20 protein-coding genes are annotated in these 25,259 nt (G+C 76.7%); 10 read left to right on the forward strand and 10 right to left on the reverse strand.

Translation table 11 applies throughout. The features are described 5' to 3' along the window. Window positions 1-54 precede the first annotated feature (54 nt). Window positions 55-1,548 (reverse strand): hypothetical protein, encoded by a 1,494-nt coding sequence (locus tag F7P10_RS04755; protein WP_151008242.1) that lies wholly within the window; start codon window positions 1,546-1,548, stop codon window positions 55-57. A gap of 369 nt (window positions 1,549-1,917) precedes the next feature. On the opposite strand from F7P10_RS04755, the gene F7P10_RS04760 reads away from it, so the two are divergent. Continuing rightward, window positions 1,918-3,639 carry a serine/threonine-protein kinase gene (locus F7P10_RS04760; RefSeq protein ID WP_176611298.1) on the forward strand — a complete coding sequence of 574 codons (1,722 nt, stop codon included), beginning with the start codon at window positions 1,918-1,920 and terminating at the stop codon, window positions 3,637-3,639. A gap of 24 nt (window positions 3,640-3,663) precedes the next feature. Here the strand turns inward: F7P10_RS04760 and F7P10_RS04765 are convergent, their stop codons facing one another. From F7P10_RS04765 to F7P10_RS04790, 6 genes are all read right to left on the reverse strand, one after another. Beyond that, a complete protein-coding gene (locus F7P10_RS04765; protein WP_151008244.1) occupies window positions 3,664-4,110 on the reverse strand; it encodes a hypothetical protein in 447 nt (148 codons plus the stop codon). Next, complete coding sequence (locus F7P10_RS04770) at window positions 4,107-5,771, reverse strand: hypothetical protein (RefSeq protein ID WP_151008245.1); 1,665 nt, start codon at window positions 5,769-5,771, stop codon at window positions 4,107-4,109. Before F7P10_RS04770 ends, F7P10_RS04765 begins: the two co-directional genes overlap by 4 nt. 89 nt (window positions 5,772-5,860) lie before the next feature. Then, window positions 5,861-6,814 (reverse strand): threonine/serine dehydratase, encoded by a 954-nt coding sequence (locus F7P10_RS04775; RefSeq protein WP_176611299.1) that lies wholly within the window; start codon window positions 6,812-6,814, stop codon window positions 5,861-5,863. Between the two features lie 10 nt (window positions 6,815-6,824). After that, window positions 6,825-8,993 carry a DUF3488 and transglutaminase-like domain-containing protein gene (locus tag F7P10_RS04780; protein ID WP_151008246.1) on the reverse strand — a complete coding sequence of 723 codons (2,169 nt, stop codon included), beginning with the start codon at window positions 8,991-8,993 and terminating at the stop codon, window positions 6,825-6,827. Next, window positions 8,990-10,120: a DUF58 domain-containing protein gene (locus F7P10_RS04785; RefSeq protein ID WP_176611300.1), complete on the reverse strand. Its 1,131-nt coding sequence runs from the start codon at window positions 10,118-10,120 to the stop codon at window positions 8,990-8,992. The genes F7P10_RS04780 and F7P10_RS04785 overlap by 4 nt, the downstream gene beginning before the upstream one ends. Before the next feature lie 52 nt (window positions 10,121-10,172). Then, window positions 10,173-11,156, reverse strand: coding sequence for a MoxR family ATPase (locus F7P10_RS04790; RefSeq protein ID WP_151008247.1), 984 nt, complete (start codon window positions 11,154-11,156; stop codon window positions 10,173-10,175). Window positions 11,157-11,658: 502 nt separating this feature from the next. On the opposite strand from F7P10_RS04790, the gene F7P10_RS04795 reads away from it, so the two are divergent. From F7P10_RS04795 to F7P10_RS04830, 8 genes are all read left to right on the forward strand, one after another. Next, complete coding sequence (locus F7P10_RS04795; RefSeq protein WP_254716401.1) at window positions 11,659-12,417, forward strand: M50 family metallopeptidase; 759 nt, start codon at window positions 11,659-11,661, stop codon at window positions 12,415-12,417. A gap of 259 nt (window positions 12,418-12,676) precedes the next feature. Next, window positions 12,677-13,609, forward strand: coding sequence for an SWIM zinc finger family protein (locus tag F7P10_RS04800; RefSeq protein WP_151008249.1), 933 nt, complete (start codon window positions 12,677-12,679; stop codon window positions 13,607-13,609). 20 nt (window positions 13,610-13,629) lie between these two features. After that, the gene (locus F7P10_RS04805; protein WP_151008250.1) at window positions 13,630-15,366 is read left to right on the forward strand and encodes a DUF5691 domain-containing protein; all 1,737 of its coding nucleotides are present in this window, start codon (window positions 13,630-13,632) and stop codon (window positions 15,364-15,366) included. Then, window positions 15,363-16,490 (forward strand): AAA family ATPase, encoded by a 1,128-nt coding sequence (locus F7P10_RS04810; RefSeq protein ID WP_151008251.1) that lies wholly within the window; start codon window positions 15,363-15,365, stop codon window positions 16,488-16,490. Before F7P10_RS04805 ends, F7P10_RS04810 begins: the two co-directional genes overlap by 4 nt. Next, entirely contained in the window at window positions 16,487-18,721 is a 2,235-nt protein-coding gene (locus F7P10_RS04815; protein ID WP_254716402.1) for a DUF5682 family protein, read from the forward strand. The genes F7P10_RS04810 and F7P10_RS04815 overlap by 4 nt, the downstream gene beginning before the upstream one ends. 157 nt (window positions 18,722-18,878) lie before the next feature. Beyond that, entirely contained in the window at window positions 18,879-20,060 is a 1,182-nt protein-coding gene (locus F7P10_RS04820; protein ID WP_254716403.1) for a VWA domain-containing protein, read from the forward strand. Between the two features lie 64 nt (window positions 20,061-20,124). Next, window positions 20,125-20,511, forward strand: a complete 387-nt coding sequence (locus F7P10_RS04825; protein WP_151008253.1) for a helix-turn-helix transcriptional regulator — start codon at window positions 20,125-20,127, stop codon at window positions 20,509-20,511. Further along, entirely contained in the window at window positions 20,508-21,521 is a 1,014-nt protein-coding gene (locus tag F7P10_RS04830) for a cation diffusion facilitator family transporter (protein WP_151008254.1), read from the forward strand. The genes F7P10_RS04825 and F7P10_RS04830 overlap by 4 nt, the downstream gene beginning before the upstream one ends. Window position 21,522: 1 nt before the next feature. Here the strand turns inward: F7P10_RS04830 and F7P10_RS04835 are convergent, their stop codons facing one another. Both F7P10_RS04835 and F7P10_RS04840 read right to left on the reverse strand, forming a co-directional pair. Continuing rightward, entirely contained in the window at window positions 21,523-22,434 is a 912-nt protein-coding gene (locus tag F7P10_RS04835; RefSeq protein WP_254716404.1) for an amidohydrolase family protein, read from the reverse strand. A 22-nt stretch (window positions 22,435-22,456) separates the two neighbouring features. Then, complete coding sequence (locus F7P10_RS04840) at window positions 22,457-23,386, reverse strand: alpha/beta hydrolase family protein (protein WP_151008255.1); 930 nt, start codon at window positions 23,384-23,386, stop codon at window positions 22,457-22,459. 172 nt (window positions 23,387-23,558) lie between these two features. On the opposite strand from F7P10_RS04840, the gene F7P10_RS04845 reads away from it, so the two are divergent. Further along, window positions 23,559-24,545, forward strand: a complete 987-nt coding sequence (locus F7P10_RS04845) for a diacylglycerol kinase family protein (RefSeq protein ID WP_151008256.1) — start codon at window positions 23,559-23,561, stop codon at window positions 24,543-24,545. Between the two features lie 14 nt (window positions 24,546-24,559). Here the strand turns inward: F7P10_RS04845 and F7P10_RS04850 are convergent, their stop codons facing one another. Then, entirely contained in the window at window positions 24,560-25,216 is a 657-nt protein-coding gene (locus F7P10_RS04850; protein ID WP_151008257.1) for a PadR family transcriptional regulator, read from the reverse strand. Between the last annotated feature and the right edge of the window lie 43 nt (window positions 25,217-25,259).

The raw sequence follows: 25,259 nt of genomic DNA on the forward strand, positions 1-25,259 counted from the left end.
CTCGTTCGGTCCCTCCCAGTGTGCACCATCGGCGTAAGCGCGTCCTGACGCGGGTCAGCGGTCGCGGGCCGTCACCCGGACGGGGCCGCCGGGGTCCGGCGAGGTCCCGACGAGCAGCCGCCGTTCCGTGCGGCTGCGCAGCCCGTCCCCGACGTGCGGGGCGAGGCCGCGCCCGGCGGCGGCGAGGTAGCGGCGGGCGCCGTCCGGTGCCGTCCACCACGTGCCGCTCACCGGGCGCCGGACGTCGCACGCGCCCGTCCGGTGCGGTCCGTCCCCCGCCAGGAGCGTCGCCTCGGACGAGCCGGTCCCGTCGGCGAACGTCAGGCGGGTGCACACCCAGTCGGCGCGGCCGCCGCCGCGCGGCAGCCGTCCGGACCAGAAGTCCCGCGCGACCGCCTCGGCGACCGGCCGTTCCCGGTCGGCGGTGAGGCAGCCGAGCCGGTTCCAGAACCCGCGGCCGTCCGGGCCGAGCCGTTCCGGTGCCGCCGCGGCGGAGGTCCGCCGGTCGGGCGCGTGGTGGGCCAGGACGGACGCGCGCGGCCCGCCGAGGTCACCGACGGTGCGGGAGCCGACGTGGAACAGCGGGCCGCGCCCGCAGGGCGTGGCGGGCGCGACGCGTCCGGTGACGCCGCCGGGGGCGGGCAGGGCGGCGCCGTCGAGGGTCTCGGGCGCGGGCTCCCAGGGGGCGAGCAGCCAGCGGCCGCCGGGCAGCGCGATCGGGGCGTCGGGGCCGGTGCCGGCGGGGACGACGTCGAGCCCGGCGGGGGTGTAGCGGGCGAGCAGGGCGCCGCTGCGCATCACCGCGAGGGGCCGCCCCCCGGCGCGTCCCGCGTAGAGCAGCCGGGCGACGTCGCCGGGCCGGTCCGCGCCCGTCTCCGCCGCCCACGCGGTCGCGGCCTCCCGCAGGAACGCCTCGTCCCGCAGGAGGTCGCCGCGCGCGGGCCAGGCGTCCAGGGTGCGGGCGGTGCGCCAGGCGTCCGGCGCGGCGGTGACGAGCCGCAGCGGCGGGCCGGGGACGGCCGGCGCCGGCGCCCGTTCGGTGACCACCAGCGCGCCGACCAGGACGGCGGTGAGCGCGGCGGCGGTCACCAGCGGCAGCACCGAGCGGCTGCGGACGGGCCGGACCGGCACCGGCTCGAACCGCGCGGGCCGCCGGGAGGGCGGGACCTCGACGGCCTCGGCCGCCTCGATCACCTGCCAGGGGCGGCGCACGCGCAGCTCGATGAGCTGGTCGCGGACGGCGAAGCGCGGCAGCCCCTCGATGCGCAGGAGCACGTAGGCGACGCGGACGCCGGGTTCGAGCTTGGCGAGGGCGACGGTCTGCGCGGGGTCGGGCAGCCGGGCGGGCAGCGCGCGCAGCCACGGACCGAGCCCGATCTGCAGGCGGCGGGGCGGCCGCATCGCGCGGCGCAGCACCCGCGTGCGGCGGCGGGCGAGCCCGGCCGCCGAACGGTCGCGCGCGCCGCGCGCGGTGCCGTCCACGATCCGCCGGGCGACCGCCAGGCGGTAGACGCGCTTTCCCCGGCCCGGAAGTACGAAATACGCCATTCGGACAAGATCGCCATAAGCCGATCTCGCCGCCGGTGTCTCCGCCTCCGGATTCGCCATCAGGTCTTCCATCACGGCGCGCCACTCCGCTCCATGCTCTTCCCGTTTCGCGAACCCCCGAGGTTATGGGGCGCGCGGATCTGCGCGGACCCGAATTGGCAGAACGCTGACGAAGGCCAGAGAATATGTCGCACCATTTCAGGACGAGTCGCACGGACGGCCGCGACCGTGCGCCTCCGGGGCGAGATCACTCCCGTCCGTTTCGTCCCCCTGGTCCCCGGTCTCCGTACTACCCTGGGGGCTCCGGGGGACGCCCCGGACGTCCGCGCCCCCGCCGCGGTGAACGCAACCGAGAAGGATCGCTGCCGCATGACCGAGGACGTTCCGGGCTACCGGGTGCTGGAACAGGTCGGCGAGGGCGGCTTCAGCGTCGTGTACCGCGCGAACCAGGAGCGCCTCGACCGGACGGTGGCCCTCAAGGTGCTGTCGGTCAGCGCCGTCGACGAGGCCGCGATGCGGCGCTTCCAGCGCGAATGCAAGATCACCGGGAGGCTGTCCGGCCACCCCAACATCGTGACCGTGCTCGACACCGGCACCACCCGCTCCGGCCGCCCCTACATCGCGATGGAGTACTTCGAGCACGGCGCGCTCTCCGACAGGCTCGCCAGGGAGGGCGCGCTCGGCGTCGCCGAGGTGCTGCGCGTCGGGGTGAAGATGGCGGGCGCGCTCGCCGCCACCCACGAGACGGACGTCCTGCACCGCGACGTCAAACCGCAGAACGTCCTGCTGTCCCGGTACGGCGAGCCCGCGCTCGCCGACTTCGGCATCGCCGGGCTGGTCGACTCCTTCGACGCCACCCACACGCAGGCGTTCACCCCGCACCACGCCGCGCCCGAGATCCTCCAGGGCGGGCAGCCGGGCGTCGGCGCCGACATCTACTCGCTCGGCTCGACCCTGTACCAGCTGCTCGCCGACCGGCCCGCGTTCAAGGGCCCGCCCGGCGAGGGCATCGGGTACCTGATGATGCGCATCATGAACGAGCCGCCGCCCGCGATCCCCCGTCCCGACGTGCCCCGGGAGGTACAGGAGGTCATCGGACGGGCGATGGCGAAGACGCCCGAGCAGCGGTACGCGAGCGCGGTCGAGTTCGCGCAGGCCCTGCAGTCCGCGCAGGCCCGGCTGGGGCTGCCGGTCACCGACCTGGCGTTCGGCGGCGCGTCGACGCTGCCGCACACCGGCGGAGGGCCCGCACCGTTCTCCGGCACGGGCGGGACGGGCTCGTCGTCCGGCCCGTCGATGGGGGCGCCGGGCGGGCGCCTCTCGTTCCCCGACGCCTCCGGCCCGCCGCCCGTCCCGGAGTGGGCCCCCACCACCCACGGCCCCGCGAACCCGCGCCCGCTTCCGATGGCACCCGCCGCCGCGCAGGCTCCGGGCGCCACGGCCGACACATCCCCTGGCACGCGAACGCCGCGCACTCCCCGCGCACGGCACCACCAAGCCCCACCCGACCTACGAGACGGCTCCGCCGCCGCTCCAGGCCGCCCCCACGGTCCGGCCCCGGCGGCGCCGCCCGCCGCACCGCACACGGGCCCCCACGACGGGCCGTCCCGCGGGCTGATCGTCGCCGTGTGCGTCGCGCTCGTCGGCGGGCTCGCCCTGGGCATCGGCGCGCTCGTGGCCTCCGGCGGCGAGCACCCGTACGAGAACCGCCCGTCCGCCGGTGGCGGCGACGGCGAGCCCCCGGCCGCGGCACCGTCCGCGCCGCTGGAGCCCGTCACCGCCGAGCAGATCGCCGCCGCCCGTCCGCAGGACCTTGCGACCAAGGCGACCGGGAACGGGGCGCTGCTGGCCTGGAAGCTGCCCCCGGCGGCGCAGAAGCTGCCGCTGCTGGTCCAGCGGGACCCGGCCGGGTCGGAGCCGATCAAGTCGGTCGAACCCGGATCGACGAGGACGACCGTGTCCCCGCTGCTGCCCGACACCAACTGCTTCCGGGTCGGCGCCGTGATCCGCGTCAACCAGGGCGCCTCACCGGACGTGTCGTGGTCGAAGGTCGCGTGCGTCCGCGAACAGGGCCAGGGCACCGGAACCTGACGGACCGCCCCGTCCCCGTTTCGGTCAGCTCGCGCACTCCCAGATCGGCGGCCCCGCGAGCACATCCCAATTTCCGGATGTGTAGGTGTCGACCAGCCAACCGGCCATGTAGCCGGTTTTTCCCTGGTAGGTGACCTTCGTGTAGGTATTGCCAGCGTAATTGTCGTCTTCGGGGTGGGCGATATGGGAGCCCTTCACCTGGCAGAGCACCGTGACGCCAGCGCCGTTGCCGAAAATCCTTGCGACCTCGGGTGCACTGGAGCCGGTCGGCGTGGCCCTGATGTAGGCATCGGAATTACCGTTGATGATGATTTTATGCGCTCTCGTCGGCCCCTCCAACGCGGCGCTGATCGTGGTTCCGGAGCCGGAGGCGGCGGCGTTCAGGGCGGTGACCGTGAACGTGTAGGTGCCGTTCGTCCACACGTCGGTGAGGGTGGTCGAGGTTCCGGTGACGGTCGTCGAACCCGTCACGGGGCCGTCCCACTCGACCTTGTACTGCGTGGCGCCGCCCCTGCCGGGGCGGCCCACGACACCGCCGTGCCGGACGAACCGGCCTGCGCGGCGACGTTCGTCGGGGCGCCGGGGGTGACGCATGGGCGCACGGGGTCGCTGGCGGCCGAGAGCTGTTCGCGGGCGTTGCCCTGGGCGTCGGTGTACTGGACGGCGACGCGGAACCGGTACTCCCGGCCGCAGTCGCCGCCGGTCACCGTGAACGTGCGCTGCGGAGCGTCCGGCGCGATGGCGGCCGGAGCCGCGGACAGGCCGGCCGGGACGTCCTTGAGGGCGTACCCCGTGATGCGTTCGCCCTGCGAGGGCTGGAACGAGATCTGCATCGTCCCGTCGCCCGGTGTGACCGTGACGTTGGTCGGGACGGTGGGCGCGCCCGGGACCTGCGGGGCCGTCGGGTTCGCGGGGTTCGCCGGGTCCTGGCCGCGGCGGGCGGGCGCGCCGGGGACCGGGGGCGCTCCGCCGGTGCCGGGCGTCGGGATCTCGCGATTCCGTTCGCCGCCCGCGACCTTCTCCCGGTACTTGTCGACCGCCTTGGCCTGGCCCTGCCGGTCGATGACGACGGCGCCCGGGCCGTCCGGGTCGTTCGCCCACAGCAGGCCGTCCTTGACGAACACCTCGAGGGGCGAAGCCGGACGGCCGACCCGGACCGGCTTCTCGAACCGTCCGGCGGCCGAGTCGTAGACGATCAGCGCGCCCGCGGTCTCGTCCGGGATGTAGACCTTCGTCCCGAGGATCTGCGGCGCCCGGTACCGGTGCCGGGGCATCTGGAGGCGCGTGCTGGAGTGGCGGCCGGTGGCGGTGTCGAGGGTGACCAGGGATCCGGTGCCGGGCACCAGCATCGGGACGGTCTTGCCGTCGGCGGTCGCGGGGGCGAGCACGCCGCCGCGTCCGGCCTGCCGGACGCTCGACGGCAGCGAGACCGTCAGCCGCTTCCCGGACGGCTCGACGACCGTGGCGGTCGCGGCGGTCGAGTCGATCACGACGGGGGTGCCGCCGGCGATCGTGAGCGTGAGGTCGTCGCCGGGCTCGCCGACGCCGACGGGTTCGCGCAGGCGCCCGTCCCGGTACCCGGCGACCTGGCCGTTGGCCGCGACCGGCACCCACAGCTCGCCGGTCGCCCCTACCCCGGCCTGGCCGAGGACGGGGTCGAGCCGGGCGGGCTCGCCGGCGGGCTGGAGGGTGATCGCGTCGAGCTGCTGCACGCCGCCGTTCACCGAGTCGACCGTGTAGGCGCGGCCGCCCTGCGCGAGCACCTGGATCCCGGGGCCGAGCGAGTTGCTGCCGGCGATCTTCAGCTGGGACGGGTCGAGGCGGCTGACGACGCCGGTCTCCTGGTCGACGATGAGGACGGTGGTCCCGTCCTGGATCACCTTGACGCGGTTGCCGCGGGTCCCCGCGGGGAGGGGCGCCTTGCCGTCGACCTTGCCCGCCGGGCCGTTGACGTGGACGACCAGTCCCTTCGTCCGCGCGGACAGCCACGCGCCGACGTCGGCGAGGTCGTACTTCGCGCTCGCCACGCCCACCCCGTAGACGACGGCGGCGACCACGACCACCCCGACGAGGCCGACGGCGATCTGCCCCGTCAGCCGGTCGCGCGCGAACAAGACGGAGCCAGCACCCACCCGTGATCACCTTCCCCGATCACGCGACACCGTAGCGGGTTCCGCCGGAGAGCGGGGGTAATGGCCGGATTCGGACGGCGTTGACGGGTTTAGTCGCCGTTTCCGGTGCCGAGTGCGGCCGTGTAGGCGGGGATCGTGATGTTGCGTCCGGACACCACGACGACCGCGCGTCCGGCGATCTCGACCCGTCCGGCGAGGACGGCGGCGATCCCGGCGGCGCCCGCGCCCTCGGCGACGAGCCCGTGCTCGCGCAGCAGCCAGCGCAGCGCCGTGCGGATCTCCGCGTCGGTGACGGCCGTCAGGTCGGCGCCCCGGATCAGGCCGGGCGTCACGCAGCCGGGCTCCAGGTTGCCCGGCAGGCCGTCGGCGACGGTGTCCCCGACCGGCACGTCCACGACGCGCCCGGCCTCCACCGACGCCGACACGCCGCGCGACACCGCCGACTCCACGCCGACGATCCGGACGTCGCCGCGCCCGCGGGCCCACAGGCACAGCCCGGCCGCGAGCCCGCCGCCGCCCACCGGGGCGACGACCGTCAGCGGGCCCTCGGCCTGCGCGTCGAGTTCGCGCCCGATCGTCCCCTGCCCCGCGATGACCGCCGGGTCGTTGTACGGCGAGACGTACCGGCCGGGCAGGGTGAGCGCGTGCGCCTCGGCCTCGTCGTAGGTCGTCCCGTGCTGGACGAGCCGCACCGGGAAGCCGCCGATCCGGTCGACCTTCGCCCGCGACGCGCGGGTGGACACCACCACGGTGACGTCCGCGCCGGTCTCGGCCGCCGCGAACGCCATGCCGAGCCCGTGGTTGCCGGCGCTCGCGGTGACGGCGGGCTCCCCGGCGGGCAGCGCGGCCACGGCCGCGAGCGCGCCGCGCACCTTGAACGCGCCGGTCGGCTGGAACGTCTCGAGCTTCAGCAGCGCGCCCGGCGCGAGCCCCGACGGCACCAGCGGCGTGGGGGCGAGCCGCCGCGACACGGCCCGCCACGCGCGGTCCAGGTCGTCCGGCCCCGGGACCCGGACGGGACGGGGCGTCGTCGGTGTGCGCACGCGGCCGAGCCTACTCGCGGCCGGTGAGGGAGCGGGGGTGGAGGCGGCGGCGGAGCCGGCGCAGCCGGCCGGCCTTCGCGGTGACCAGCCGGCCCACCGCGTCGGTGTGCCGCCAGGCGCGGTCGGCGGCGGCCGCGTCGGGCGGGGACGGCGCGAAGCGGGTGCGGTCGACGAGGTCGGCGAGCGGGACCAGCTCCCCGCCGGCGCGCTCCCCGACGGCGGCCGCGCCGAAGCGCGCCACCTCCTGCGCGGTGAGGGTGCGGGAGGCGCCGAGCCCCGCGTCGGCGAGATGGTCGAGGGCCTGCCGCCACGCGCCCGCGATCCGCGCGGCGGGCGGGCCCGCGCGCCTGCGGCGGGTGCGGAGCGTGGGCGCGAGCAGGACGGCGAGGAGGTAGGCGAGGACGAGCGCGGCCCCGCCGATCGACGCGAACACCCACCAGGGCGTCGGTTCCGCCGGCACGGGGGCCCCCCGCTGCCGCTCGGGCTGCTCGCCCGGTCCGTCCCCCTGCCGCCGGGTCGCCGCGCTCTTCTGCGCCTGCTCCAGCTTCGCGGCCGACTCCCCCGCCGCGACCGCGTCGCCGTCCTTCGAGCGGCGCGCGTCGTCGGGCAGCGGGTTGAACCGCACCCAGCCGAGTTCCTCGAACCCGACCTCGGGCCACACCATCACGTCACCCGCCCGCACCTGCACGGTGTCGCCGGCGCGCTGCCCGCCGGCGAACCCGACGACGACCCGGCAGGGCAGCCCGACGGAGCGGGCGAGCAGCGCGTAGGCGGCGGCGAAGTGCTCGGGCGTCCCGCGCCGCCCCTCGGCGAGGAAGTAGTCGATCTGCCGGTAGCCGTGACCGGGAGCGGCGGTCACGTCGTACTTCGCGTAGCCCTTGAGGTACTCGGCGAGCATCGCCGCCTTCTGGACGTCCGTCGTCGCGCCCTGCGTCGCCGCCTCCGCGAACCGCTTGAACTCGGCGAGCTGCACGGGCGCCTCCGTGGCGCCCGGCCCCCACGGCAGTTCGAGGGCCGCGCGGGCCGCGGCGTCCCGGGCGGCCGACGCGCCCTCGAGGTCCTCGGCCGTCCACTCCGGGACGACCGAAGTGACCGTGTACGACTGCCCGGACCGCAGCGGCTCCGCGGCGGCGAGCGTCCCGGCGGCGGGGTCGGCGACGACGGGCAGGCCCTCGACGCGGCGCGGCCGGTCGGGCGCCGGAACCCACACGCCGGGCAGGTCGCGGACCGTGATCCGCTGCGTCGTCGTGTGCGTGCGGGGGCGCTCCGGTCCCGCCGGGACGCGGCTCCCGGTCGGGACGAACCGCGCCGTCGACGACCACGTGACCCCGTCGAACGCCTCGAGGACGGCGAGCCGCTCGATCTCCGTGCGGCTCGACTCCACCGTGAACAGGACCTGGTCGGGCCGCAGCAGCCAGCCGCCGACGCGGTCGAGCGGGCTGACGCCGTCGCGCTGCTGCGGCGGCGGGGCCTGCACCTGCTCGCGCGGGTCGTACGGGTCGGCGCCGACCGGCACGACCGGCGCGACCAGGTACGCCAGGACGCCGAGGACCCCGGCGCACGGCACCCCGAGCGCGAGCGGGCGCCACGCCGGTCCCGCGTCGGGGTCGGCGGAGCGGATCAGGACGAGCACCGCGATCAGCCCGACGGTCCCGGCGGCGAGCGGCACGTTCGTCCCCGGGCCGTCCACGCCGAGCAGCAGCGCGACCGTCCACGCCGCCAGGGCCGGGACGCACGGCAGCGCGCGCTGCGACGTGCGCAGCGCCAGCTCGGCGGCCCCGAAGGCCGCCAGCCACACCAGGACGTTGACCAGCACCAGCAGGCGCGGCTCGGCGGGGGCGGGCAGCAGCGTGGTCAGGATCTCCTTCCAGCCGCTCAGCACGCCGTCCCGCAGCACCTGCGGCAGCGTGCCCGCGCCAAGCGCCGGGCGGAGCACGGTGAGCGCGGTCGTCCCCGCCCAGGCCACCAGCGTCAGCACCAGCGACGTCCACAGCGGCCACGGGCGCCCCTTCCTGCGGGGACCCGACAGCAGGCCGCTGAGCAGCGTCGGGACGATCGCCGCGACGGCGGCCACCGGGACGACCGGCCCGTACCCGAACACCCGGTTGAACGCCAGGCCCGCGAGCGCGGCCAGCGCGGCCGTGACGGCGAGCGACCCGTAGCGGGCGACGGGGGTCATCGGGTGCTCCCCAGGCGCCGCCACGTCTCCGCGAGGCCGTCCAGCTCGGCGAGGTCGGCGACCAGGACGCCCGGCGGCGCGGGCGCGGGGCCGTCCGGGCGCACGCGCAGCACCACCACCCGGTCGAAGCGGCGCCGCACCGCGGCGATCCGGGCCGTCTCGGCATCGCCCGGAGCGACGACGATCAGCGATCCGCCCGCGCGCACACGGCGCACCACGTCGATCGTCGACTGCGGGCACTCCCGCACCGCGACGCCCGTGAGCCGGTCCAGGATCTCCTCCACGTCACCCGGGCCTCCCCGCGTCTCGGCGACCGGCCCGTTCCCCGTCAGCACCTTCACCGGGAAGCCCGCCGCGGCGGCCCCCGCCGCGACGCTCGCCGCCGCGTCGACCGCCAGCTCGAAGTCGTCCGGCTCCGCCCAGCGGTCCGGGCGCGCCTCCAGCACCACCGTGGTCGTCGGCAGGCTCGCGTCCACGAGCTGCCGCACCATCAGCGTCCCCGTCCGGGCCGACGACTTCCAGTGCACGTGCCGCAGCTCGTCCCCGATCACGTACTCGCGCAGCGCGTGGAACGTCGCCGTCCCCGCCGGGGACCGGTCGCTCGTCGGGCCCTCCAGATGGTGCGCGCGGCCCGACGGCAGCGGCGGCAGCACGACCGTCCGGGGCCGCACCAGCAGCGTCCCCGGCTCCCCGTACGCGCGGACGCGCCGCGCCAGCCGCAGCGGATCGGCGCGCACCAGCCGCAGCGGGCCCACCGGGATCCGGCCCCGCCGGTCCGTGGGCAGCGCGTACGACACCGTGCGGGTCGCGCCCGCCCGCAGGCGCGGGACGTCCACCGCGATCTCCGCCGCGCCCGCCGCGTCCCGCGCGGTGAGGCCCCGCACGCCGCGGCCCGCGCTCGTCACGTGCAGGATCCCGGTGGCGGGCTCGCCGCGGCCGACCTTCGCGGGCGCGATCTCCCGCCGCACCTCGAGCTTCGGCCGCGGCAGCGTCCACACCGCGGCCGCCGCCACCGCCGCCAGCCCCGCGACCGCGAGCGCGGCCGGCTCGGGATACCCCAGCCACCAGCCCGCCGCGTAGAGGACGGCCGACGCGGCCGCCGTGCCCCGGCCCAGCGGTGTCAGCACGCCGGCCCCCGCCCGTCGCGCACATCCCGCCCGTCACGCATGCCCGCCCCCGTCACACACCGGCGGCCTGCGGCGTCGGCACGTTCGCGAGCGCCTCGGCCACGACGTCCGCGGCGCCGCGCCCGCGCAGCTCCGCCTCCGGCGTCACGACGAGCCGGTGCGCGATGACCGGCGCCGCGAGGGCCTTCACGTCCTCGGGCACCACGTACGAGCGTCCCGCCGCCGCCGCGCGCACGCGCGCCGCGCCCAGCAGCGCGATGCTCGCCCGCGGGCTCGCGCCGAGCCGCAGGTCCGGATGGCCGCGCGTGGCCGAGACGACCCGCACCACGTAGTCGTGCAGCGGCGGCGCGACGTGCAGCCGCCGCGCGAAGTCGATCATGCGGGCGAGGTCGTCGCGGCCCATGACGGCCGGCAGCCGGTCGAGCATCGCGCCCGTCGGGGCGCCCGCGAGCATCTCGACCTCGGCCCGGTGGTCGGGGTACCCCATCGAGATCCGCATGAGGAACCGGTCGAGCTGCGCCTCCGGCAGCGGGTACGTCCCGTCCATGTCCACGGGGTTCTGCGTCGCCACGACCATGAACGGGCGCGGCACCGGATGCGGCCGTCCCTCCACGGTGACCCGCCGCTCCTCCATGACCTCCAGGAGCGCCGACTGCGTCTTCGGCGAGCCGCGGTTGATCTCGTCCGCGACCGCGATGTTCGCGAAGATCGGCCCGGGGTGGAACTCGAACGCGTTCTTCCCCTGGTTGAAGATCGACACCCCGGTGATGTCGCTGGGCAGCAGGTCGGGCGTGAACTGGATCCGCGCCCACTCCGCCTCGACCGACGCCGAGACCGCCCGCGCGAGCGTCGTCTTGCCCACGCCCGGGACGTCCTCGACCAGCAGGTGCCCCTCGGCGAGCAGGCACGTCAGCGCCAGCTCCACCCGGTCCCGCTTGCCGCGCACGACCCGTTCGACGTTCCCCGCCAGCGCGCCGAACATCTGCGCGAACCGTCCCGCCAGCGCGTCCGGGTCGACCCCGCCGCTCTCCGTCATCCCCTGCTCCCCGCGATCAGTGCCCCGTGCTCACCGGTCGGCCCTGCCGGACATTTCGAGACTCGGACGCCGGTTCCCCGCCAACGGTTGCCTCCGGAGCCCAGGTCGTCCCGCCGGTCCCGTCCGTCCCGGCCGGAAGGGACACCCCGGAGACCGGTGCGGGCCGTCACGGTGATCTGGTGCCGCGCGGCTTCCCCGTCGGCGCGGGCGAGCGGTCGCCCGATTCCCCGTCACCCTCTCGTCGCGCCACCGGTCCGTCCCCGGGGAGCCGGTGGCGTGGCGCACCCCCGTACGGGTGGGCACCATAACGGTTGCGAGGGTCGTACCGGAACGGATCCCCACATCTCCCGGCCTGCCGGGATGGAGCGGCGCGCCGGGTTGCGGGGGCCGGTGCATGACATGTCTCACATTCGCCGGCGACGTCACCGTTCCGGGTCCCGGAACCGAACGCGAACCTTGTCCGCGACGTCCTACTGTTGGGCATCGCGACGAGGAATCCGGGGTGGACGTGGAGAACGCAAGCATCGCCGACCTGTGGGACCGCCTGACGGGGACGCAGCCCGACCCGCCGTGGTGGCTGGTCGCGCTCGTCGGCGCGGTCGCGCTCGGAACGGTCCTGCACGGCCCCACCTGGCGGGTCGCGCGCAACACGGTGACGATCGCGCACGAGGGCGGGCACGCGCTCGCCGCGCTCGTCACCGGGCGGAAGCTGGACGGCATCAAGCTGCATTCCGACACCTCCGGGGTGACGGTGTCGCGGGGCAAGCCGCACGGCCCCGGCATGGTGTTCACGGCGTTCGCCGGTTACGTCGCGCCGCCCCTGCTCGGGCTGCTGTTCGCGGTGCTGCTGGCGGCCGACCGGATCACGCTGATGCTGTGGTTCACGCTGGCGCTGCTCGCGGCGATGCTGGTCATGATCCGCAACGCCTACGGGGTGCTGTCGGTGGTCGGGACGGGCGCGCTGGTGTTCGCCGTGTCGTGGTTCGGGTCGGCCGAGGTGCAGGCCGGGTTCGCCTACCTCGCCGCGTCATTCCTGCTGCTGGCCGCGACCCGCCCGGTGGTCGAGCTGCAGCGGATGCGGTCGCGGCGGATGGCGCCGACCTCGGACGCCGACCAGCTCGCGCACCTGACCGGGGTCCCCGGCGGGGCGTGGGTGACGCTGTTCGGCGCGGTCGCGCTGGCCGCGCTCGTCGCGGGCGCCGCGCTGCTCGTCCCGTCCGACCTGTCCCTGCCCGACCTGCCCACCCTGCCGGGCGCCTGACCGGGCCGGGCGCGGACCGGGCCGGAGCGGGATCCGCGGTCCGGAAGCGGACAGCGGGGTCGCCGCCGGGGCGGGAACGGACCACGATGGTGCATGGCCGACACGAAGCTCGATCGCGCGAAGTACCACCGCAAGCGCAAGGCCCGGCTCCGCCGGACCCGGCACCGCTCCCGGCCCACCGCCGGGCGCAACCGACGCCGCGCCTGACCGGGAGTCAGCGCCCCGGAGAATGTCGGACCCCGGCGGTATTTTCGGGTTCGTGAGGGACCTCGGGACGGGCGAGCGGCGGGGGCGGCGGGTCGACGACGGCCTCGCCGAGCTGGACCGGTGGCTGCGCGACCAGGTCGCGCACGGGCTCGCGCGCGCCGAGCGGGCCCCCTACCGGCTGTGGGACGACGCCGCCCGGCGGCTCGTCGACGCGCAGGCGGGCGCGCTCGCGGCGCGGGTGCGGGCGCTCGCGGGCGTCCCCCGGGAGCCCGGCTGGCCCGGCCGGCTGCTGGCGGAGTACGCGCTGCTGCGGCTGCTCGTCCGCGCGCACCGGCGGCGGGACGCGCTGCCCGCGGGGCTGCGCGGCACGGTCCGGGCGCGCGTGGGGTTCCCGGTAGCGCGGGACGGCGTGCTGCGCGACGGCGAGCGCGTCCGCGACCGCTGGTGGGTGATCGGGACGCGCGACTCCGCGCAGGACGTCCTCACCGCGCGCCGCGTGTGGCTGCGCGGCGAGCGGACGGGGCGCCCCGCGCTGCTGCTGACGTTCACCGGGCCCGGCGACGCGCCCGGCCCCGCGCCGCCGGCCGGCACGCGGCTCGACGCCGAGCTGGCCTTCTACCCCGGTGCCCTCCCGCTGCGCGCCCTCGTCGCCGAGCGCCGCGCGGCGGACGGGCCGGGGCCGGGCGCCCCGCCGGGCGGCGGCGTCCGGGAGTTCCTCGACGAGCACGCCGCCGCCGTGGCCCGCGATCCGTGGCTGGACCGGTATCCCGCGACGCTCACCGGGGTGCGGCTCGCGCGCGACGCGGCGGGCGCGCTCTTCGCGGTCGACGCTGCGGGCGGGGCGCTCCCGCTGCGCGGGCCCGCGCCGTGGACGCTGCTGGCCGTGGCGGGCGGCGAACCGGTCGTGCTGGCGGGCGAGTGGACGCCCCGCGGGCTGCGGCCGCTCGCCGTCTGGCACGAGAGCGAGGGTGCGGTGCCGCTGTGAGGGGCCTGTGAGGAGGCGCTGTGAGCGGGGCCGTTGAGAGGGGTGCGGTGAGCGCGTGGGACGAGCATGTGACGGCGGCGCTGCTCGGGACCGAGCGCCGCGACCCGCCCGCCCTGAACGGGGAGCCGGCCGGGGAGCCCGACGGGGACCGGGGCGGGGACGGCGCGGCCGGGCGGCTGCTCGATCAGGCCGCGCTGCTGACCGTCCGGTGGCGCGCGGGGTTCGCGCCCGTCCCGTCCGGCGGCCTGGTGCCGGTCGCCCCGGCGCCCGTGGAGCACGACCCGGCGGTGCCGGACGCGGCGGCGGCGCGGCTCGCGCGGATCCTCGCCGGGGAGCAGATCCGGGTGCTGCCCGAGTGGCTGGACGCGGCCGCCGGCCGGGGCCTGCGGGTGCCGCCGCGGCTGCTGCCCGCGCTGCTGGAGCGGGGACGCAGCGACCGGATGCTGCGGCCGTCGATCGCGCGGGCCGCCGGGCGGCGCGGCATGTGGCTGGCGCTGCAGAACACCGACTGGGCGTACCTGGTCGGGGCGGGGCCCGTCCGGTCGGGCGACGACCCCGCGGGCGCGGAGGCGTGGCGGAGCGGCACCCGGCACCGCCGCGTCGCGTACCTGTCGGGGCTGCGCGGCGCGGATCCGGCGGCGGCGCGGGAGCTGCTGCGCGAGACGTGGGACCGCGAGCCCGCGCCGGACCGGGCCGCGTTCCTCGGGACGTTCGCGTGGGGCCTGTCCCTGGCCGACGAGGAGTTCCTCGAGGCCGCGCTGGACGACCGGGGCAAGGACGTCCGGCAGCTCGCGGCCGACCTGCTCGCCCGGCTGCCCGGCGCCGCGTACGGCGACCGGATGGCGGAGCGCGCCCGCGCGTGCCTGATCCGGCGGACCGGCCCCCCGCCCGGAGCGGCCGCGACCGCCCCCGAGCGGGACCGGCCGGGCTCGGCGGGCGCGGGAACACCGCCGCCGCACCCGAACCCGACGGCGCCGGCCGCCGGGGCGCCGCCCGCACGCGGACCGGGAAGCCCGCCGGACGCCGCGGCCCCGGCGGGGCCGGCCGCGCACGCGCCGGAGACGGGCGGGGCGTGGATCGAGGTGGAGGCGCCGGGCGAGCACGACGCGGGCCTCGCGCGCGACGGCGTCCCGTTCCATCCCGGCGGGTCGTTCGCGCCGCGCCCGGGGAACGGGCCGGTGGGGACGCGGGTGGCGTGGCTGCGCGAGATCCTCGCCCGGACGCCGCTGTCCACCTGGACGTCCGCGTTCGGGCTGCCGCCCGCCGCGATCGTGCGGCTCCCGGTGCCGGGCGGCGCCGGGGACCCGCACACCGGGTGGGCCCGCGCCGCGCTGAACCAGCGCGACGCCGAGTGGGCGCGCGCGCTGATCGAGGCGGGTGCCGTGGCCGACGAACCGGAGGCGCTCGCCGATCTGCTGGACGTCCTGCCCGAGGGCGAGCGGGACGCGGCGGCGGCCGCGCTCGTGCGGCGGGTGCCGGACCGCGGGGACCCGCTGCGGCTGCTGGAGCGGGTGCCGGGCCCGTGGGCGGGGCCGCTCGCGTCCGCCGTCGTCGCGATCCTGGCGAGTGCGGCGGGCCGCCCGACGCGCGCGGCCGAGCACACGCTGACGCGGCTGTGCCGGGTCGCCGACCTGCGGCTCGATCCGGCCGCCGCGGCCCGGCTGGCCGAGCACCCGGTGCGTCCGCTCCCCCGCCCCCTCACCGACCTCATCGACACGCTGCGGTTCCGCGACGAGATGTTGAAGGAGCTGTCTTGACCACTCCCCCGAACGGACGCGGCGCGCCGCCGCCCGATGCGCCGCCCGAGTCCGTGCTGCGCCCGCACGCGGAGCAGGAGCACGCGGCGGAGCTGGCGCGGCTGGCCGAGCACGACGAGCGGCCGCGCCCGCCCGGCTGGCGGCTGTCGCCGCACGCCGTCACCGTCTACCTGCTCGGCGGCGACCTGCCCGACGGGACGTCGATCGTCCCGAAGTACGTGGGTCCGCGGCGGCTCGTCGAGGTCGCGGTGGCGACGCTCGCGACCGACCGGGCGCTGCTGCTGCTCGGCGTGCCGGGGACGGCCAAGACCTGGATGTCGGAGCATCTCGCGGCGGCGATCAGCGGCGACTCGACGCTGCTGGTGCAGGGCACGGCGGGGACGCCCGAGGAGGCCGTCCGGTACGGGTGGAACTACGCCCGGCTGCTGGCGGAGGGGCCGTCGGAGCGGGCGCTGGTGGAGAGCCCGGTCCTGCGGGCGATGCGGCGCGGGGCGGTCGCGCGGATCGAGGAGCTGACCCGGATGCCCGGCGACGTCCAGGACGCGCTGATCACGATCCTGTCGGAGAAGGCGCTGCCGGTGCCGGAGCTCGGCACGGAGGTGCAGGCCCGCAGGGGGTTCACGGTGATCGCGACGGCGAACGACCGCGACCGGGGCGTGAACGAGCCGTCCAGCGCGCTGCGCCGCCGGTTCAACACCGTCGTGCTGCCGCTGCCCGACACGATCGAGGACGAGGTCGAGATCGTCGCGCGGCGGGTCGCGCGGATCGGCGCGGGGCTGGAACTGCCGGAGACGCCGGCGGGCCTGGAGGAGATCCGGCGGGTCGTGACGGTGTTCCGGGAGCTGCGGTCCGGGCTGACCGGCGACGGCCGCACCCGGCTGAAGTCGCCCGGCGGGACGCTCGGCACCGCCGAGGCGATCTCGGTCGTGACGGGCGGGCTGGCGCTGGCGGCGCACTTCGGGGACGGGGTGCTGCGGGCGGCGGACGTCGCGGGCGGGATCGTCGGCGCGGTCGTCCAGGATCCGGCGGCCGACCGCCTCGCCTGGCAGGAGTACCTGGAGACGGTCGTGCGCGACCGTCCCGGCTGGGACGACTTCTACCGGGCGTGCCGGGAGGTGTCTTGACCGTCGAGGTGTTCGGCGTAAGGCACCACGGCCCCGGTTCGGCGCGCGCGCTGCGCGCGGCCTTGGAGGAGTTCAAGCCGGACGCGGTGCTGGTCGAGGGCCCGCCGGAGGCGGACGCGCTGGTGGGCCTGGCGGGCGACCCGGAGATGGTCCCGCCGGTCGCGCTGCTCGCTTACTCGCCGGGGGACCCGTCCGGCGAGGGGCGCCGGTCGGCGTTCTGGCCGTTCGCGGAGTTCAGCCCCGAGTGGCAGGCGATCCGGTACGGGGTCGGCGCGGGCCTGACCGTCCGCTTCTGCGATCTGCCCGCCGCCGTCACGTTCGCCGCGTCCCCGGAGGGACCGGACGAACGGGACGTGCGGCTGGACCCGCTCGGCGAACTCGCCCGCGCCGCCGGGCACGCGGACGCCGAACGCTGGTGGGACGACGTCGTCGAGCACCGGGGGACCGCCGGGGACGGCGCCGGCGGCCCGTCCCCCTTCCCGGCGATCACCGAGGCGATGGCCGAACTGCGGGAACGCGCGGGCCCGCCGTCCGGCGCGGAGGAGCGGCGCGAGGCGTACATGCGGCGGACGCTGCGGCGCGCCCGCAAGGACGGGCACGAGCGGATCGCCGTGGTGTGCGGCGCGTGGCACGCGCCCGCGGTCCTCGCCGACGTCCCCGCCGCGCGCGACGACCGGACGCTGCGCGGCCTCGACCGGGTCCGGGTCGCGATGACCTGGGTGCCGTGGACGCACGGCCGGCTCGCCGCGCACTCCCGGTACGGCGCGGGCGTCGCGTCGCCCGGCTGGTACCACCACCTGTTCACCGCGCCCGACCGTCCCGTCGAGCGGTGGCTCGCCGGTGCCGCCCGCGTGCTGCGCGCCGAGGACCTGCACGTCTCCCCCGCCCAGGTGATCGAGGCGGTGCGCCTCGCCGGGTCGCTCGCCGCGCTGCGCGGCCGTCCGCTGCCCGGGCTGGACGAGGTCACCGAGGCGGCCCGCGCGGTGCTGTGCGAGGGCGCCGAACCCCGCGTCGACCTGCTGCGGCACCGCCTCGTCGTCGGCGAGCGGCTCGGCGCCGTGCCGCCCCGGACGCCGATGGTCCCGCTGCAGCGCGACCTGCGGGCGCAGCAGCGCCGCCTCCGGCTGAAGCCGTCCCCCCGGCCCCGCGACCGCGATCTCGACCTGCGCCGCCCCTTCGACCTCGACCGCAGCCGGCTGCTGCACCGGCTGCGGCTGCTCGACGTCGGCTGGGGCGTCCCCGCCGGGGGCCGCTCGACCGGAACGTTCCGGGAGACGTGGACGCTCGAGTGGCGGCCCGAGCTCGACGTCGCGCTGATCGAGGCGGGCGCCTACGGGACGACCGTGCGCGGCGCCGCGGCCGTCCGCGCCGAGGTCCTCGCGGCGGACGCGGCGGACCTGCCCGAGCTCACCGGACTCGCCGAACGCTGCCTGCTCGCCGACCTCGGGGAGGCGCTGCCCGCGGTGCTGCGGGCGCTCGCCGACCGCGCCGCCGTCGACGCCGGCGCCCTGCACCTGATGGCGGCGCTGCCCGCGCTCGTCCGCACCCTCCGGTACGGCGACGTGCGCGGCACGTCCCGCGACCGGCTCCGCGCCGTGGTCGACGGCCTCGTCGTGCGGATCTGCGTCGGCCTCGCACCCGCGGTGTCCGGGCTGGACGAGGACGCCGCCCGCGCGGCCCTCGACCGCGTCGACGCCGTCCACGGCGCCCTCGCCCTGCTCGCCGACGACGCCTGCCTCGACCGCTGGCGCGGCGCGCTGGACCGCCTCGTCGCCCGCCCGGACGGCCTGCACGGCCTGGTGGAGGGCCGCGTCACCCGGCTGCTGCTGGACGCGGGCCGGCTCGCCGACGCCCCAGGCCGGATGGCCCGCGCGGTGTCCGCCGGGGTCCCGCCCGTCCGCGCCGCCTCGTGGATCGAGGGTTTCCTCGCGGGCGGCGAACTGTCCGGCGGCGGGCTGATCCTCGTGCACGACGAAAGCCTGCTCAGGCTCGTCGACACCTGGCTCGCCGACCTGCCCGCCGCCGCGTTCCCCGACGTCCTGCCGCTGCTGCGCCGCACCTTCGGCACCTTCTCCGCCGCCGAGCGCCGCTCCATCGGCGCCCGCGCCCGCCGCCTGCACGACCCGCGCCCCGGCCGCGCCGGCGCGTCCGCGACCGGGATCGACCCGTCCCGCGCGGACCCCGCCGCCGCGACCGTCCGCACCATCCTCGGCTGGGAGGCCCCCGAGTGACCGACGACACCCCCGCCCGGACGGTCCGCAGCTCCCACGGCCGGGAGGGTCCCGTGATCGGCGCACGCAGCGAACAGCCGCCCCACGCCGACCGCACCGCCACGACCGGCCCACGTCACCGTGGTCCTGCGGCGCGGACGTACTCGCGGGAGGGCGGATGACCGGCGCGCGCGACGAGCAGGCCGAGCACGACGAGCGGATGCGGCGTTGGCGGCTGGTGCTCGGGGGCGGGCCCGCCGACGGGACGGGCGCGGTGCTCGCCGGGGACGACGGGCGGATGGACGGGGCGCTGGAGCGGCTGTACGGCGGCGATTCCGGGGAGCGGCGGGCGCGGCCGGGACGGCGCGGCGCCGGGCTCGGGGACTCGGCGCCGTCGGTGGCGCGGTGGCTCGGCGACGTCCGGGCGTGCTTTCCCTCGACGGTCGTCCAGATCATGCAGCGGGACGCGATCGAGCGGCTCGACCTGGCGCGGCTGCTGCTGGAGCCGGAGATGCTCGACGCCGTCGAGCCGGACGTGCACCTCGTGGGCACGCTGCTGTCGCTGAACACCGTGCTGCCGGACCGGGCGCGCGAGTCGGCGCGGGCGGTCGTCCGGCGGGTGGCGGGCGATCTGGAGCGGCGGCTCGCGCGGCGGACCCGGTCGGCGGTCGGCCGGGCCCTCGACCGGTCCGCCCGCACCGCCCGTCCGGCGCGGGCCGCCGACGTCGACTGGGAGCGGACGGTCCGCGCGAACCTGCGGCACTACCTGCCGGAGCGGGGAACGCTCGTCCCGGAGCGGCTCGTGGGGCACGGGCGGCGGGGCCGGGCCGGGCTGCGGGACGTGGTGCTGTGCGTCGACCAGAGCGGCTCGATGGCGGCGTCGGTGGTGTTCGCCGGGGTGTTCGGCGCGGCGCTCGCGTCGCTGCGGTCGCTGCGGACGTCGCTGGTGGCGTTCGACACCTCCGTGGTGGACCTGACGGCGCGGCTGCACGATCCGGTGGACGTCCTGTTCGGCACGCAGCTCGGCGGCGGCACCGACATCGGCCGGGCGCTCGCCTACTGCCAGCGGCTGATCACCCGGCCGTCGGCGACGGTGCTGGTGCTGATCAGCGACCTGTTCGAGGGCGGTTCACGGGACGAGCTGCTGCGCCGGGTGTCGGCGCTGACGGCGTCGGGGGTGCGGGTGGTGGTGCTGCTGGCGCTGTCGGACGACGGGACGCCCGCGCACGACCACGCGAACGCGGCGGCGCTCGCCGCGCTGGGCGTGCCCGCGTTCGCCTGCACCCCGGACGCGTTCCCCGACCTGATGGCCGCCGCCCTCGAGGGCCGCGACCTGCGCGCCTTCGCCGCCGGCGGCTGACCCGCCACCGCGTCGCCGGGGCGGGTATGACCCTCCCCGGAGAGTGTGCGCTACATTTGCTCATATGAGCACTTCTTCAGATGTCGTGGCCGGGGAATGCGCCGTCCGGGTCGTCGACCCGGAGAAGGTGTCCCTGGTCAAGGGGGCGCTGCCGGACGGGGCGACGATCGGGGAGCTCGCGCAGGTGTTCGGGCTGCTGTCCGACCCGGGACGGCTGCGCGTGCTCACGGCGCTGCTCGAGGGCGGCGAGATGTGCGTGTGCGACATCGCGGCGTCCTGCGGGAACTCGGAGTCGGCGGTGTCGCACGCCCTGCGGCTGCTGCGGGCCAGCCGGGTCGTCCAGGTGCGGCGGGCCGGGCGGATGGCGTACTACCGGCTGGACGACTCGCACGTGCGGATGCTGCTCGACCTCGCGCTCGCGCACGTCAGCCACGGGGAGGACGGGTCATGACGGCGGAGCACGGGCCGGAACACGGGCACGGGCCGGAACACGGCCACGGGCACGGGCACGGGATCTCCGCGAGCGCGGACCGGCGGCTGCTCGGCGGGGCGCTCGCGCTGATCGTGGCGTACATGTCGGTCGAGGTGGTCATCGGCATCCTCGCCGGGTCGCTGGCCCTGATGACCGACGCGGCGCACATGATGACGGACGCGTTCGCGATCGCGCTCGCGCTGGTCGCGATGCGGATCGCGGCGCGGCCGCCGAAGGGCGGCTACACCTACGGGCTGCGGCGGACGGAGATCCTGTCGGCGCAGCTCAACGGGCTGACACTGATCCTGCTCACGGTGTACTTCGTCTACGAGGGCGTGCACCGGCTCATCGACCCGCCCTCGGTCGACGGGAAGTTCGTGTTCTTCACGGCGCTCGCCGGGGTCGTGGTCAACCTCGTCGCGACGTGGCTGATCAGCAAAGCGAACCGGAGCAGCCTGAACATCGAGGGGGCGTTCCAGCACATCCTGAACGACCTGTTCGCGTTCATCGCCACCGCGATCGCGGGCCTGCTGGTCTGGACGGCCGGGTTCGCGCGGGCGGACGCCATCGCGTCGCTGGTCGTCGCGGCGCTGATGCTCAAGGCCGGCTACGGGCTGCTGCGGGACGCGGGCCGGGTGCTGATGGAGGCGGCGCCCGCGGGCGTCGACCCGTCCGAGCTGGGCGCCCGGCTGGCCCGGCGGCCCTGCGTGGAGGAGGTCCACGACCTGCACGTGTGGGAGGTCAGCTCCGGCTATCCGGCGCTGTCGGCGCACGTGCTCGTCGACAGCGCGGGCGACTGCCACGCGGTGCGGCGCGATCTGCAGGAGGTCCTGCGGGCCTGGTACGGGATCACGCACACGACGCTCGAGGTCGATCACGTGGCCGCGACCGCCTACGACGTCCACTGCGACGACGCGCACGGTCCCCGGCACGTGTCGGACGTCCAGGGGCCGCACCGGCACGCGGGATCGGCCCCCTGCGACCACTGAGCTAGCCGCCGGTCCCCGCCGGGACGCCGAACAGCTTCGCGGGGCCGTCCCAGCACACGGCGCGCAGCCAGGCGTCGCCGAGGCCGAGCCGGGCCAGGCCCTCGAGCTGGTGAGCGTACGCGTAGGGGATGTTCGGGAAATCGGTGCCGAACAGGACGCGCCCGGCGAGGCCGAGATCGCGCAGCCGGGGCATGAGGGCGGCCGGGAAGTCCGACAGGCCGAAGTCGGTGAACACCATCGTGGTGTCGAGGTGGACGCCGCCGTACCGGCCGGCGAGCGCGAAGAACCCGTCGCATTCGGGCGCGCCCATGTGCGCGACGATCGCGGTCAGGCGGGGGTGGCGGGCGAGGACGTCGCCGAAGGGGCCCGGGCCCGTGAAGCCGTTCGCGACCGGGCCCGATCCGGCGTGGACGAGCGCGACGACGCCCGCCTCGGCGAGCGCGCCCCACACCTCGTCCAGTTCGGGCGCGCGCGGGTCGAACCCGCCGACCTGCAGGTGGACCTTGAACACGCGGGTGCCGGCGTCGATGGCCCGGCGCACGTAGTCCGCCGCACCGGGCTCGGGGTAGAACGTCCCCGTCTGCACGCACTCCGGGACCCGCGCGGCGAAACCGGCCGCCCACGCGTTCAGCGACTCGGCCATGCCGGGACGGTGCGGGTACAGCAGCGAGGTGAACGCGCGGACGCCGTGGCGGCGCAGGAACGCGATCCGCTCGTCCTCGGGGTCCCGGTACCGGATGGGCCACTCGGTCCCGATCAGCGGCCCGGCCCCGTCGAAGTACTCCCAGACCGCGCTCATCAGGCGCGGCGGCATGAAGTGGGTGTGGACGTCGATCAGCCCGGGCAGTCCCAGCCCTCGCCAGAACCCGGTGATCTCGGCGTCCGAACACGGTCCGGAATCCGATTCGGTCACGCCCGAACTCTAGCCGAACCGGTCACACGATCTCGTCCAGGAGGACGGGCAGGGCCGCGCGCAGCTCGCGGCGCCAGTAGGGCCAGGTGTGGGTGCCCCGGTAGAAGTGCGTCGACACCGGGATGCCCAGCTTGCGCAGCTTGTCGGCGAACCCGCGGCCGACGGTGTGCGCGAGCGCCTCCAGCGGGTCCCGGCCGGCGCCCGGGCGCGGGTCGAACGGGCCGGGCAGACCGTCGCCCGCGCTGACGTACAGCCGGACGCCGGCGAGCCGGTCGGCGAGGTCGAACGGGTTGTGCTGCCGCCACAGAACGCGCTGCCGTTCGGGGTCGCCCCACACGTCCGTCCAGTCCCGCCCGGGTTCGGCGACCGCGACGCCCAGCTCGACCAGGTCGGCGGCGTCGAGCGCGGACGGGTCGGCGTGCAGGGTGTGCACCGGCCCGCTGAACGACGCGGCGGCGCGGAACAGCCCGCGATGGCGGGCCGCGTACGACATCGCGCCGAATCCGCCCATGGCGTTCCCGGCGACGGCGCTCTCGCCGCCCGCACGGTAACCGCGTTCCAGGATCTGCCGGAGCTCGGCCAGATGGAACGTCTCCCACCGCGGGGCCCCGCCCTCGCCGCGATTCCACCAGTCGGTGTAGTTGCCGCACCGGCCGCCGTCCGGCATGACGATGATCACATCGGTGCCGGCGGTGAGGTCCTCGAGGTCGGTGTGGTCGGTCCACGCCCGGTGGTCGGCGCGGCCGTCGGCGCCGTGCAGCAGCCACAGCGACGGCCAGGTGCGGGACGCGTTCCGCGACCAGCCCTCGGGCAGCAGCAGCCGGACGTGCGCGACGGCCGGCAGGACCGGGGAGCGGACCGCCAGATCGAGGACGCGGGGCCGGGGGCGGCGCTCCGCCACGACCGAGGCGCCGTCGTCGGCGGGGGCGGTGAAGGACGTCGCACTGCGCATGGGCCACCCCGCGGGAATTCAGCTGTCGTCCCCTGAAATGTCCCCGCTCCGGCGGGTGTTTCAACGTTGAGTAATCGGTTTATAAAATATCGGGCCGGGGATTGCGGTCCAGGTCGCCGGTAGGGTGACGCGGACGGGAAAGGGCGATCGGCCCGGAGGCGGAGCAGCTGAGATGCGGAGCAAGACCGAACTGGAGTCGGCCATCCGGACCGGCGGCCGGGCGGTGCTGGTGATCAACTCGCGGTCGCGGCGCGGGCGGCGGCTGTACGGGACGGCGCGGCGGCTGCTGGACGAGGCCGGGCTCGAGTTCGCGCACGTCTTCCCGGTGACCGATCCCGGGCGGCTCCGCGACCTGTTCGCCGACGTCCTGGCGCTGGAGCCCGACCTCGTCGTCGTGGGCGGCGGGGACGGGACGGTCGCCGAGGCCGTCGCGACCCTCGCGCACCGCGACATCGCCCTCGGCGTCCTGCCGCTCGGCACCACCAACAACTTCGCGCGCAGCCTGGAGCTGCCGCTCGACCTGCCGGGCGCCGTCCGCACCCTGTGCGTCGGGGGCCCGGCGGGCGGCAAGGTCGCCGACGTGGACGTCGGCTGGTTCGACAGCACCGACGACCCGCGCGGCGAGGGCCCCGGCGACGACCGCGCGCACATCTTCGCGAACATGGTCAGCATCGGGCTGTCGGTGCACGTCGCGGGCGGCGTCCCGCACCTGCTCAAGCGGTACGCCGGCCGCGCCGCGTACGCGCTGACGGCCGTGGGCATGCTGCCCCGGCACCGGGCGTTCACGGCCCGGATCACCATCGACGGCGAGACCCGCGAGATGAAGACGCACCAGCTGAACGTCGCCAACGGCGCGCACCACAGCGGGACGCGCATCGCCCGCGACGCCAGCCCGGACGACCGGCTGCTGGCCGTCTACCGGCTGGGCGACGAGCGGCGGCTGCGGCTGGCGTCGGCGACGGCCCGGCACGTGCTGACCGGGCCGCGCCGCTCGCTCGCCGAGGACGCCTTCACCACCACCGACCGCGTCGAGATCGAGACCGATCCGCCGCTGCGGGTCGACGTGGACGGCGAGATCCGCGGCCGGACGCCGGTGACGATCCGGCTGCGCGGCAACGCGCTGCGCGTCGTCGTCCCCCAGACGTTCATCGACACCTGACCGGCGGCCCGGCCCTAGCCGGCGACCTCCCGCGCGCCGCCCGTCCCGCCCGCGCCGCCCGTCCCGCTCGAAGCGCCCGGCGCCGCGCCGCCGCCCGCCTCGCCGCCCGCGCCGCCGGCCGCTTCGCCGGCCATGACGTAGGCGCCCGCCTCGAGCCGCTCGATGAGGCCGTGCGTCCACGCGGTCGCGGCGTCCGCGGAGTGCGTCCACCAGCCGAGCAGCTCCCGCAGGTGGTCGCCCGGGTCGAGCTCGTCCGCGTGGGGGCTCACCGACGCGCGCCAGGCCGCCAGGCCCTCCAGGCGCTGCCGCAGCAGCCCGAGCGCCTCGGCGCGCGGCAGCTCGGTGAGGAACCCGAGGCCCGCCGTCAGCATCTCGGGGTGCCGGACGTCGACCGTGCCGAGCGCGCACCGCAGCAGGCGCAGGAACTCCTCCCGGCCCGCGTCGGTGATCTCGTAGTCCACGTGCGGGGGGCCCGCGTCGCTCTCCTCGACGTCGTGGGCGTGCAGCAGGCCCTCCTTGGCCAGCTGCCTGAGCGCGTGGTAGATCGAACCGGGGTTCACGTGCGCCCACTCGTCCGATCCCCACGCCAGCAGATCGCGCCGGACCGTGTAACCGTGCGCCCGCCCTGACCGCCGCACGCCGCCGAGCACCAGCAGCCGCGTCGCCGACATCTGGCTCCCTTCCGATCGGATGACGCTCAAGGCTACGGCCTCG

Origin of the sequence: Actinomadura sp. WMMB 499, from assembly GCF_008824145.1 — a bacterium.
Taxonomy (GTDB): Bacteria; Actinomycetota; Actinomycetes; order Streptosporangiales; family Streptosporangiaceae; genus Spirillospora.